Below are 11,769 nucleotides of genomic sequence, written 5' to 3' on the forward strand. Positions count from 1 at the left end.
CGGTCGGTCTCGACCGAAACAGTAGAACTCGGCGAACACACCTGTCCCGACCGCCCCGCGAAACCGCCCGCGACGCAAGAAAACTGCGTCGACGCGGATTCTCGCCACCGCGGGGCGGCGCGCTAAGTTTGAGACATGGCTTTTACGGTGGCGGTTGCGGGTGCGAGCGGCTACGCGGGCGGGGAGTTGCTGCGGCTGCTGGCCGCGCATCCCGAATTCGAGGTGCGCACGGTCACCGCGCACAGCAACGCCGGGCAGCGGCTGATCGACGCCCAGCCGCATCTGCGGTCCCTCTCCGGGCTCACCCTCGTCGACACGACGGCGGAAACCCTCGCCGGGCACGACGTGGTCTTCCTGGCACTGCCGCACGGGGCATCCGGCGCCCTGACGGCGGCGCTGCCGCCCGAGACCCTCGTCGTCGACTGCGGCGCCGACCACCGCCTGGAGAGCGAGGCCGCCTGGGCTGCGTTCTACGGCGGCGACTATTACGGGGCCTGGGCCTACGGCGTGCCCGAACTGCCGGTCGCCGACGGGAAGCAGCGCAGCCGGCTGGTCGGCGCGCGCCGGATCGCCGCGCCCGGCTGCAACGCCAGCACGGTCGCCCTGGCGCTCGCTCCGGGCATCCGTTCCGGCGTGATCGAACCGGAAGACCTCGTCGCGGTGCTCGCGGTCGGCCCGTCCGGCGCCGGCAAGAGCCTCACCTTGCCCAACCTCGCCGCGGAGATCCTCGGTTCGGCGAACCCCTACGCCGTCGGCGGGGTGCACCGGCACATCCCGGAGATCCAGCAGAGCCTGGCCTGGGCCGGGGCCGCGAACCCCACCATCTCCTTCACCCCGGTGATCGTGCCGATGTCCCGGGGCATCCTCTGCACCGCGACGGCCCGGCTGGTACCGGGCACCACCGACGCCGCCGTGCGCGCCGCCTGGGAGAGCGCCTACGCCGACGAGCCGTTCGTGCACGTGCTGCCGGAGGGCCGGTTCCCCCGCACCAGCGACGTCCTCGGCGCGAACACGGCGCTGATCGGCCTCGCCATCGACCGAGCCGTCGGCCGGGTCGTCACCGTCACCGCCGTCGACAACCTCGCCAAGGGAACCGCCGGCGCCGCCATCCAGTCCGCCAACATCGCCCTGGGCCTCCCGGAGACCCTCGGCCTGAGCACGAATGGAGTTGCCCCGTGAGCGTCACCGCCCCCGCCGGATTCACCGCAGCCGGAGTCACCGCAGGCCTGAAGAAGTCCGGCGGCCTCGACCTCGCCGTCGTGCGGAACCTCGGCCCGCTCACCAGCGCCGCCACCGTCTTCACCACCAACCGCTGCAAGGCGAACCCCGTCATCTGGAGCGAGCAGGTGATGCGCGGCGGGGTGGTCCGCGCCATCGTGCTGAACTCCGGCGGCGCCAACTGCTACACCGGTAGCATCGGCTTCCAGACCACCCACGCCACGGCCGAGGCCGTGGCCGGCCGCCTCGAGATCTCCGCCGGCGAGGTGCTCGTCTGCTCCACCGGCCTGATCGGCGAGCAGCTCGACCTGGGCAAGATCACCGCCGGGGTCTGGGATGCCTCGCTCGCCCTGCACGCCGGCAGCGCGGCATCCGCCGACGCCGGCCTCGCCGCCGCAACGGCGATCATGACCACGGACACGACCCCCAAGCAGTCCGCGCACACCTCGCCGGCCGGCTGGACCATCGGAGGAATGGCCAAGGGTGCCGGGATGCTCGCGCCCGGCCTGGCCACCATGCTCGTCGTGATCACCACCGACGCCGTCCTCGACTCCGGCCAGCTCGACACGGCCCTCCGACAGGCCACCCGGGTCACCTTCGACCGGCTCGACTCCGACGGATGCATGTCGACGAACGACACCGTCACCCTCCTCGGCTCCGGCGCGAGCGGGGTCGCCGCCGACCCAGCCGAGTTCGCGGCCGCGCTCACCGCCCTCTGCCAGGACCTCACCCTGCAACTGCAGGCCGACGCCGAGGGCTCGGCCCACGACGTCGCGATCGTGGTTCAGGGCGCCGACTCGGAGACCGACGCGGTCACCGTTGCCCGTGCCGTATCCCGCAGCAACCTGTTCAAGACGGCCATCTTCGGCAACGACCCGAACTGGGGCCGGGTGCTCGCCGCGGTCGGCACCACCCAGGCGGTCTTCGACCCCTATGGGATCGACGTCGCGATCAACGGCGTGCAGGTGTGCACGGCGGGGGAACCCGACCAGCCGCGCGAACTGGTCGACCTCAGCCCGCGGGCGGTCACCGTGCTGATCGACCTGCACGCGGGCGCCGCGACGGCCACCATCTGGACCAACGACCTCACCCACGCCTACGTCGAAGAGAACAGCGCGTACTCGAGTTGATCCCGACGATCCCGGCCCCCGACGACGCCCCCGAAGCCCCTGCGGGCCGTGACGCGGGCGGCGCCCCCGACCGTGAGTCCAACAGCCGGGCCGAGGCGGCCGTCAAGGCCGCGACCCTGATCGAATCGCTGCCGTGGCTCAAGCGGTTCCACGACCAGGTCATCGTCGTCAAATTCGGCGGCAACGCCATGGTCAGCGAGGAACTGCAGCGGGCCTTCGCCGAGGACATGGTCTACCTGCGATATGCCGGCATCCGCCCCGTCGTCGTGCACGGCGGCGGCCCGCAGATCTCCGCCATGCTCGACCGCCTCGGCATCGAGAGCGAGTTCCGCGGCGGCTACCGGGTGACCACGCCCGAGGCGATGGACGTCGTGCGGATGGTGCTCACCGGGCAGATCAACCGCGAGCTGGTCAGCCGCATCAACGAACACGGCCCGCTGTCGGCCGGGCTGTCCGGCGAGGACGCCGGGCTCTTCCAGGGCCGTCGCCGCGGCACCGTGATCGACGGCGAAGAGGTCGACCTCGGCCTCGTCGGCGACGTGATCGGCGTCGACCCTGAGGCGGTGCTCGCCCAGCTCGCCGCCGGCCGCATCCCGGTCGTCTCCTCGATCGCCCCCGACACGGATGTCCCGGGCCAGTCCCTGAACATCAACGCCGACGCCGCCGCGGCGGCCCTGGCCATCGCCCTGAACGCGGCGAAGCTCGTGATCCTCACCGATGTCGCCGGACTGTACAGCGACTGGCCCGACCGGGACTCGCTGGTCTCCGTGATCGACGCCGACTCCCTGCGCCGGCTCCTGCCCGACCTCGAATCGGGCATGATCCCCAAGATGACCGCCTGCCTCGACGCGGTCGACGGCGGCGTCGCCAAGGCCGCGATCATCGACGGACGAGTGCCGCACTCGATCCTGCTCGAGGTCTTCACCGGCAGCGGCATCGGAACCGAAGTGGTCCCCGCATGACCGGTCCAGGCACCAACCCCGGCACCACCAACCCAGGCACCACCAACCCAGGGACGACGATTCCAGGCATGACCCCCGACCAGCAGACCCAGACCCCGACCGGGCAGACCCCGGGCACCGAGCACTGGCAGGAACGCTTCGGCGCCTCCATGATGCGCACTCTCGCCACCCCGCTGGCGATGCTCGTGCGCGGGGAGGGCTGCTACGTCTGGGACGAGACGGGGAAGAAGTACCTCGACTTCCTCGCCGGCATCGCCGTGAACTCGCTCGGCCACGCGCATCCCGACCTCGTCGCCGCGGTCACCGAGCAGGTCGGCCGTGTCGCCCACGTCTCCAACTACTTCTCCTCGCCGCCGCAGCTCGAACTGGCTGAGCGGCTCAAGCGCATCACCGGGGCAGGGGAGGCCGGCCGGGTCTACTTCTGCAATTCCGGCGCCGAAGCCAACGAGGCCGCGTTCAAGCTGGCCCGGCTCAACACGGGCGGCGGCAAGCGCACCCGCATCCTGTCGCTGCATGAATCGTTCCACGGCCGCACCATGGGCGCGCTCGCCCTGTCGGGCAAACCCGCCATGCGCAAGGCCTTCCTGCCCGTGCCCGGCGGGGTCGAGCACATCCACACCACCATCAAGGCGCTCGAGGAGGCCATCGACGGCACTGTCGCCGCCCTGTTCCTCGAACCGGTCAAGGGCGAGGCCGGCGTGATCGACCTGCCGGCCGGCTTCCTCCGCCGCGCCCGCGAACTCTGCACCCGGCGCGGCGTGCTCCTCATCATCGACGAGGTGCAGACCGGCGCGGGCCGCACCGGCGCCTGGTTCGCGTTCCAGCACGACGGAATCACCCCGGATGCCATCACCATCGCCAAGGGGATCGGCGGCGGCCTGCCGATCGGCGCCCTGGTCACCTACGGTGCCACCTCGGAGCTGTTCAGCCGCGGCCAGCACGGCTCGACCTACGGCGGCAACCCGCTCGTCACCGCAACGTCCAACGCCGTGCTCGGCGTGATCGAACGCGACGGCCTCGTCGCCAACGCCGCACGGCGCGGCGAGCAGCTGCGCGAGATCATCGCCCGCTTCACGTCGCCGCAGATCACCGAGGTGCGCGGCCGCGGCCTGCTGCTCGGCATCGGCCTGGCCGACCCGGTCGCGCTTCCGCTCGCGGCGGCGGCCCTGGCCGAGGGCCTGATCGTGAACGCCGCCAACGAATCGACCATCCGGCTGGCCCCGCCCCTCATCGTCGGCGACGCCGAACTGGCCGATTTCGAGCACCGTTTCGGCCTCGCTCTGGCCAGCCTCTAGAGTTGTTCAATCCCGCAACCCACCGAAAGTGACCTCAGTGACCCGCCATTTCCTGCGCGACGACGACCTCTCACCGGCCGAACAGGCCGAGATCCTCGACCTGGCACTGGTGCTCAAGCGAGACCGATTCGCGGCCAAGCCGCTCGCCGGTCCCCAGACCGTCGCCGTCATCTTCGACAAGTCCTCGACCCGCACCCGAGTGTCCTTCGCGGTCGGCATCGCCGACCTCGGCGGCAGCCCGCTCATCATCACCACCGCGAGCAGCCAGCTCGGCGGCAAGGAGACCGCGTCCGACACGGCCAGGGTGCTCGAACGCCAGGTTGCCGCGATCGTCTGGCGCACCTACGGCCAGGCCGGCCTCGAGGAGATGGCCCTCGGCACCACGGTCCCCGTCGTCAACGCGCTCTCCGACGACTTCCACCCGTGCCAGCTGCTCGCCGACCTGCTCACCATCCGCGAGCACCGCGGCGACCTCGCCGGCCAGACCCTCGCCTTCCTCGGCGACGGCGCCTGCAACATGGCCCAGTCCTACCTCCTCGCCGGCGCCACCGCCGGCATGCACGTGCGCATCGCCTCGCCGGCCGGCTACACCCCCCACGCGCAGGTGGTGAAGGATGCCGCGGCGATCGCCGCGCGCACCGGCGGCTCCGTCACGCTCTTCACCGACCCGGCGGAAGCCGTGGCCGGTGTGGACGTCGTCGTCACCGACACCTGGGTGTCGATGGGCAAGGAAGAGGAGAAGGCCGACCGGCTCGCCACGCTCGGCGCCTACCGCGTCGACGCCGACCTGCTCGCCCTCGCCCGGCCGGACGCGCATTTCCTGCACTGCCTGCCCGCCGACCGCGGCTTCGAAGTGACCGCCGACGTCATCGACGGCCGGCAGAGCATCATCTGGGACGAGGCGGAGAACCGCCTCCACGCCCAGAAAGCCCTCCTCGTCTGGCTCCTCCGCCAGAACGACGCCCACTGACACCGTTAAACTTGAACTGAACAATCTTTAGGGAGAACCATGGCTGAACGTGTTGTGCTCGCATACTCTGGTGGACTTGACACCTCGGTTGGCATCGGCTGGCTGAAGGATGCGACCGGCAAGGAGGTCGTGGCCCTCGCCATCGACGTCGGACAGAGCGGCGAGGACATGGACCTCATCCGCCAGCGCGCCCTGGACTGCGGCGCCGTCGAAGCCATCGTCGTCGACGCGAAGGAAGAATTCGCCAGCGACTACGTCGTTCCGGCCCTCAAGGCCAACGCCCTCTACCAGAAGCGCTACCCGCTCGTCTCCGCGCTCAGCCGCCCGCTGATCGCCAAGTACCTCGCCTCCACCGCCAAGGAGCTCGGCGCCGACAGTGTCGCGCACGGCTGCACCGGCAAGGGCAACGACCAGGTGCGCTTCGAAGCCGCCGTCGCCGCCCTCGCCCCCGAGCTCACCTCGCTCGCCCCGGTCCGCGACTTCGCGCTCACCCGCGACAAGGCAATCGAGTACGCGGCGCTGCACAACCTGCCGATCGCGCAGTCGAAGAAGAGCCCGTACTCGATCGACCAGAACGTCTACGGCCGCGCCGTGGAGACCGGCTTCCTCGAAGACCCGTGGAACGCGCCGATCGAAGACCTCTACACCTACACGCAGGACCCGTCGATTGCGCGCGAGCCCACCGAGGTGGTCGTCTCCTTCGACCAGGGTGTCCCCGTCGCCATCGACGGCGTCGCCGTCACGCCGCTGCAGGCCATCGAAATGATGAACCTGCTCGCCGGCAACCAGGGCGTCGGCCGCATCGACATCGTCGAGGACCGCCTCGTCGGCATCAAGAGCCGCGAGGTCTACGAGGCCCCCGCCGGCATCGCCCTGATCGCCGCGCACGAAGAGCTCGAGAACATGACCGTCGAGCGCGACCTGGCCCGCTACAAGCGCGGAGTCGAGTCCAAGTGGGCCGAGCTCGTCTACGACGGCCTGTGGTTCTCCGGCCTCAAGCGCGCCCTCGACGTCTTCATCGACGAGACGCAGAAGCACGTCACCGGCGACATCCGCCTGAAGCTGCACGCCGGCACCGCCGTCGTCACCGGGCGCAAGTCCGGCGAGAGCCTCTACGACTTCAACCTCGCCACCTACGACACCGGCGACACCTTCGACCAGTCGATGGCCAAGGGCTTCATCGAGCTGTGGTCGCTGCCGAGCAAGATCTCCGCCCGCCGCGACCTCGCCGGCAAGTAGGGGCAACGCGTGGCTGCCGACGAGAACCCGAACCGCGCGGGCAAGGCGGGCGCCCTCTGGGGCGGCCGTTTCGCCGGCGGCCCGTCGCCCGAACTGGCGAAGCTGAGCAAGTCGACCCAGTTCGACTGGCCGCTGGCCCCGTATGACATCCGCGGTTCCCGGGCGCACGCCCGCGCCCTCGCCGCGGCCGGCTACCTCACCGGCGACGAGCTCACGGCCATGGTCGCCGGTCTCGACGAGCTGGCGGATGCCGTCGCGTCCGGCCGGTTCCAGCCGGCCGAGACCGACGAGGACGTCCACTCCTCGCTGGAGCGCGGCCTGATCGACATCGTCGGCGTCGAACTCGGCGGCAAGCTGCGCGCCGGGCGCAGTCGCAACGACCAGGTGGCGACCCTCGTGCGGATGCTGCTGCGGGACAAGGCGGTCACCATCTCCGCCCACGTGATCGACCTGATCGACGCGCTCGCGTCGCAGGCCGAGGCGAACGAGCACGCGATCATGCCCGGCCGCACCCATCTGCAGCACGCCCAGCCGGTGCTCCTCGCGCACCACCTGTTCGCGCACTGCTGGCCGCTCGTGCGCGACCTCGAACGCTTCACCGACTGGAACAAGCGGGCCGATTTCTCGCCCTACGGTTCCGGCGCCCTGGCCGGCAACACCCTGGGCCTCGACGCCCGGCTCGTCGCCACCGACCTGGGCTTCAGCGCCGTGGTGGAGAACTCGATCGACGGCACGGCCAGCCGCGACCTCGTCGCCGAATTCGCGTTCATCACCGCGCAGATCGGCATCGACCTGTCCCGCCTGGCCGAGGAGATCATCCTCTGGAACACCCGCGAGTTCGGGTTCGTCACCCTCGACGACGGCTACTCGACCGGGTCGTCGATCATGCCGCAGAAGAAGAACCCCGACATCGCCGAACTCGCCCGGGGCAAGTCCGGCCGGATGATCGGCAACCTGACCGGCCTGCTCACCACGCTCAAGGGTCTCCCGCTGGCCTACAACCGCGACCTGCAGGAAGACAAGGAGCCCGTCTTCGACTCGATCGAGACGCTCGAGGTGCTCCTGCCGGCGTTCAGCGGCATGATCGCCACGCTCACCTTCCACACCGATCGGATGGCCGAGCTGGCCCCGGCCGGGTTCTCCCTGGCCACGGATGTCGCCGAGTGGCTGGTCAAGCGGCACGTCAGCTTCCGGGATGCGCACGAGATCACCGGTTCGCTGGTCAAGTTCGCCGAGCAGCACGACCTCGACCTGCACGAGGTCGACGACGCGTCCCTGCAGACGATCTCCGCGTACCTCACGCCCGACGTGCGCGAGGTGCTGAGCATCCAGGGCTCGGTCGACCGTCGTGACGGGCAGGCCGGCACCGCGCCCGTGCGGGTCGCCGAGCAGCGCGCCGTTCTGGTGGCGCGGGTGCGCGCGCTCGCCCTCGCTCTCCGGATGTGACCTTCGACCGTCGCCTGCTGGAGCGGCCCGCCCTCCTGGTGGCGCCGCTCCTGCTCGGCGCGGTGATCAGCCGGGCCGGGGTGTCGCTTCGCATCACCGAGGTGGAGGCCTACCTCGGCGACGGCACGGATCCCGGCTCGCACGCGTTCCGCGGCCGCACCCCGCGCAACGCGGCGATGTTCGGTCCGGCCGGACACCTGTACGCCTACTTCAGCTACGGCATGCACGTCTGCGCGAACGTCGTCTGCTCGCCGGAGGGCGAGGCCTCCGCGGTGCTCCTGCGGGGCGGGGAGATCGTCGCGGGCGCGGCCGAGGCCCGGCTGCGCCGCAGCACCGCGAAGTCGGACCGGGATCTCGCCCGCGGGCCCGCGAGGCTCACGCTCGCGCTCGGCATCAGCCTGGCCGAGAACGGCGCCGACCTCGCCGAGGACCCGTTCGACCTCACCCTGCCGGCCCGCCCGGCCGTGTTCCTGGCCGGGCCGCGCACCGGGGTCAGCGGCGCCGGCGGGGGAGCCGAATATCCGTGGCGGTTCTGGCTCCCGGACGATCCGTCGGTGTCGCCGTACCGGCGGCATCCGAAACTCGCTCCCGCGACGGGCTGATCGCTGACCTCGCGGCTCACGTGTGCGCACCCGGCGCACGATCTGCTGTGCGCCCGGTTCCGCAACCTGTGCCGCGACGAAGGAACTGCCTACGCGGTGGCGAGCCTGACCAGGGCGGCGCACGCGCAGGCCCAGATCAGGCTGGCGAAGGTTCCGATGATGAACCGCTCCCTGGCCTCGGCCGCGGCCAGTTCGGTGAAGCGCCCGACGCCCTTGATCGCCACGACCACGGCAATCGCCTCGGGGAAGCCGGCCAGGATCGCACCGGCCACGGCCAGTCGCTCGAGGATTCCGATCATCAGGCCACCGCGCAGCACCTCGTGCGTGCCTCCGGCATCCGCCTGGCCCGGCGCTGCTTCTGCGCCGTCGCCGACGAGGATGCCGCCGTGCGCGCCGGGCGGCACGGAATTGTTCGTGGCCAGCCGGAGGGCGAGCACCGCCATCGGGCCGCCGCCCACCACGGCGAGGGCCAGGGCCACCATGGCCAGCACGATGCCGAACGACCCGGAACCCTCCGGGGCCGGCACCGCGGCGATCACCAGGGCCGCGGCGAGCCCCCCGGCCGACGCGATGGCGAATTGCTGCCTCTGCTGCTTGAACGCGAGCACGGCGAGGGCGAGCGACCCGCCAGTGACCAGCAGGAGCAGGAGCCAGTACAGGTAGGCCAGAATCTGGAAAGCCTGGAAATTCATGTGGAAGGTCCTGTTCCTGTCGTCGCGTTGTCGAGGTCCTCCAGCAGCCTAACGAGTGCCGGGCGCGCGGACCGGTCGACCTTCCAGAGCGCGCTCCGAAGCCGCTGGCTGACGGCCGCCGTCGAAATGCCCAGGCGGGCGGCGATTTCCACCTGGGTCAGACCGGTCTCTCGCAGGTCGACCGCGGCCCAGCCCTCGCTCGTGCGGCGCTGGCGCAGGAGCAGAAACGTCGCGATCAGGGCCTCGACCTGCTCGCCGTCGAGCACGGGGCGGTGCTGTCGCGCTCCGGCCGGGCCGGCCGGGCCGACCGGCTCGGCCGTGAGCCCGAACCGGGTGTCCGCCTTCTTCGCCCGGGTGACCGCGTCGCGGGCGCCGACGAACGCCTCCCCGGATGCCTGGCGGGCGGAGTCGGGCAGGGGAGTGCGCACCGTGCCGACGCCGAGGCCGATGCTCCAGTGCCCCGACCGGTGGAGGGCCAGGACCAGATCGAGGCTGGTGCGGGCATCCGCCAGCAGCATCTGGATCTCGTCGCCGGCCGTCTGGTCGGGCGGCAGGGTAAAGACATCGCCGAACTCCGCCACGAGCCCGGCGATCATCTCGCCGGCCCGGTCGCGGTCATTGCGGCTGTCGATCTGGTCAGCGGTGATCACGAACACGAGCGCACCTCCCTGTCGGACTAAAAGTAAGTTTGGAAGCTAAATATAACACAATTCACTACCTGCACTTAATATCCGGCGATCAAGGTTGGAGCGTGGCTCCCGGCCCGCACCGGCACGCTGGTAATCTGGACCCGTGTCAGACCCCGCAATCCTCACCCAACAGGCCAACGATCTCACCTTCGACGACGTCTGGGAGGAGATCTCCTGGCGAGGCCTGGTTCAGGTCTCCACCGATCCGACCGAACTCCGCGAGCTGCTGGCCGGTGATCCGATCACCTTCTACTGCGGCTTCGACCCCACGGCGCCCAGCCTGCACCTCGGCAACCTCGTGCAGTTGCTGCTCATGCGGCGCCTCCAGCTTGCCGGGCACCACCCGCTCGGCCTGGTCGGCGGGTCGACCGGCCTGATCGGCGACCCGAGGCCGACGGCGGAACGCACCCTCAACACGAAGGATGTCGTCGGCCAGTGGGTGGGCTACCTCCAGGCCCAGGTCTCGCGATTCCTCAGTGGGGAGGGAGACAACGCCGTCACCCTGGTGAACAACCTCGACTGGACCGCGCCGCTGAGCGCCATCGACTTCCTGCGCGACATCGGCAAGTACTTCCGGGTGGGCACCATGCTCAAGAAGGATGCCGTGAGCGCCCGGCTCAATTCCGACGCCGGCATCAGCTACACCGAGTTCAGCTACCAGGTGCTCCAGGGCATGGACTTCCTCGAGCTCTACCGCAGCTATGACTGCGTGCTGCAGACCGGTGGCAGCGACCAGTGGGGCAACCTCACCAGCGGCACCGACCTCATCCGCAAGGCGGAGGGGGAGAGCGTGCACGCCATTGGCACACCGCTGATCACCAACAGCGACGGCACGAAGTTCGGCAAGAGCGAGGGCAACGCGGTCTGGCTCGACCCCACCCTGACCAGCCCGTATGCCTTCTACCAGTTCTGGCTCAACACCGACGACGCCGACGTGATCTCCCGCCTCAAGGTGTTCACCTTCCTGACCAGGGCCGAGATCGAAGAGCTCGAGGCGGCGGTGGCGATCGAGCCGTTCAAGCGCCTTGCCCAGCGCACCCTCGCCGTGGCGGTGACCGGGCTCGTGCACGGCCGGCCGGCGACGGAGGCCGCGATCCAGGCCGCGCACGCCCTGTTCGGCCAGGGGGACCTGGCCGACCTCGACGAGGCCACCCTCGAGGCGGCGCTCCGCGAGCTCCCGAACACGACGACGGCCCCGCACGCGACCGTGGTTCAGCTCCTCGTCGACACCGGGCTCACCGGCAGCCTGAGCGAGGCCCGGCGTGCGATCAGCCAGGGTGGCGTCTACCTGAACAACGTGAAGGTCTCCGATGAGGCCGAGACGATCGAGAACGCGGTCCTGCCCGGGGGAGTGGCGGTTCTCCGCCGCGGCAAGAAGACCCTGGCCGGCGTCTTCGTCGAATAGCCCCGCCCGCGTTCGCAGGTCACGCGCCCGCATCCGTTCTCACCGAGCGGATGCGGGCGCGTCGTCGTTCTGCGCTTCGTACGAGGTACGCGGTTCGGGGTCGGGAGAGTGCAGTTTTTGC

At 70.4% G+C, this 11,769-nt stretch carries 11 protein-coding genes; 9 read left to right on the top strand and 2 right to left on the bottom strand.

Annotated elements, in window-relative coordinates:
* The first annotated feature begins 135 nt into the window (after positions 1-135).
* From argC to E3O32_RS14500, 8 genes are all read left to right on the top strand, one after another.
* On the top strand, positions 136-1,179 hold the full coding sequence (gene argC / locus E3O32_RS14465; RefSeq protein WP_134510523.1) for an N-acetyl-gamma-glutamyl-phosphate reductase: 1,044 nt from the start codon (positions 136-138) through the stop codon (positions 1,177-1,179).
* On the top strand, positions 1,176-2,348 hold the full coding sequence (gene argJ / locus E3O32_RS14470) for a bifunctional glutamate N-acetyltransferase/amino-acid acetyltransferase ArgJ (RefSeq protein ID WP_134510524.1): 1,173 nt from the start codon (positions 1,176-1,178) through the stop codon (positions 2,346-2,348). The genes argC and argJ overlap by 4 nt, the downstream gene beginning before the upstream one ends.
* 116 nt (positions 2,349-2,464) lie before the next feature.
* Positions 2,465-3,310, top strand: coding sequence for an acetylglutamate kinase (gene argB / locus E3O32_RS14475; RefSeq protein WP_241974990.1), 846 nt, complete (start codon positions 2,465-2,467; stop codon positions 3,308-3,310).
* Positions 3,311-3,378: 68 nt separating this feature from the next.
* On the top strand, positions 3,379-4,605 hold the full coding sequence (locus E3O32_RS14480) for an acetylornithine transaminase (protein WP_134510546.1): 1,227 nt from the start codon (positions 3,379-3,381) through the stop codon (positions 4,603-4,605).
* A gap of 37 nt (positions 4,606-4,642) precedes the next feature.
* Positions 4,643-5,575: an ornithine carbamoyltransferase gene (argF, locus tag E3O32_RS14485; RefSeq protein WP_134510525.1), complete on the top strand. Its 933-nt coding sequence runs from the start codon at positions 4,643-4,645 to the stop codon at positions 5,573-5,575.
* A 39-nt stretch (positions 5,576-5,614) separates the two neighbouring features.
* Positions 5,615-6,814 (top strand): argininosuccinate synthase, encoded by a 1,200-nt coding sequence (locus E3O32_RS14490; RefSeq protein ID WP_134510526.1) that lies wholly within the window; start codon positions 5,615-5,617, stop codon positions 6,812-6,814.
* Positions 6,815-6,823: 9 nt separating this feature from the next.
* Positions 6,824-8,260 (top strand): argininosuccinate lyase, encoded by a 1,437-nt coding sequence (argH, locus tag E3O32_RS14495; RefSeq protein WP_134510527.1) that lies wholly within the window; start codon positions 6,824-6,826, stop codon positions 8,258-8,260.
* Positions 8,257-8,862: a DNA-3-methyladenine glycosylase gene (locus E3O32_RS14500; RefSeq protein WP_134510528.1), complete on the top strand. Its 606-nt coding sequence runs from the start codon at positions 8,257-8,259 to the stop codon at positions 8,860-8,862. Before argH ends, E3O32_RS14500 begins: the two co-directional genes overlap by 4 nt.
* Positions 8,863-8,951: 89 nt before the next feature.
* Here the strand turns inward: E3O32_RS14500 and E3O32_RS14505 are convergent, their stop codons facing one another.
* Positions 8,952-9,554: a hypothetical protein gene (locus E3O32_RS14505; RefSeq protein ID WP_134510529.1), complete on the bottom strand. Its 603-nt coding sequence runs from the start codon at positions 9,552-9,554 to the stop codon at positions 8,952-8,954.
* Positions 9,551-10,210: a sigma factor-like helix-turn-helix DNA-binding protein gene (locus E3O32_RS14510; RefSeq protein ID WP_134510530.1), complete on the bottom strand. Its 660-nt coding sequence runs from the start codon at positions 10,208-10,210 to the stop codon at positions 9,551-9,553. The genes E3O32_RS14505 and E3O32_RS14510 overlap by 4 nt, the downstream gene beginning before the upstream one ends.
* A gap of 136 nt (positions 10,211-10,346) precedes the next feature.
* Between E3O32_RS14510 and tyrS the strand changes: the two genes are divergently transcribed.
* On the top strand, positions 10,347-11,648 hold the full coding sequence (tyrS, locus tag E3O32_RS14515) for a tyrosine--tRNA ligase (protein ID WP_134510531.1): 1,302 nt from the start codon (positions 10,347-10,349) through the stop codon (positions 11,646-11,648).
* The last annotated feature ends 121 nt before the right edge of the window (positions 11,649-11,769 follow it).

The organism is Cryobacterium mannosilyticum (genome assembly GCF_004402705.1).
GTDB classification, from domain to species: Bacteria; Actinomycetota; Actinomycetes; order Actinomycetales; family Microbacteriaceae; genus Cryobacterium; species Cryobacterium mannosilyticum.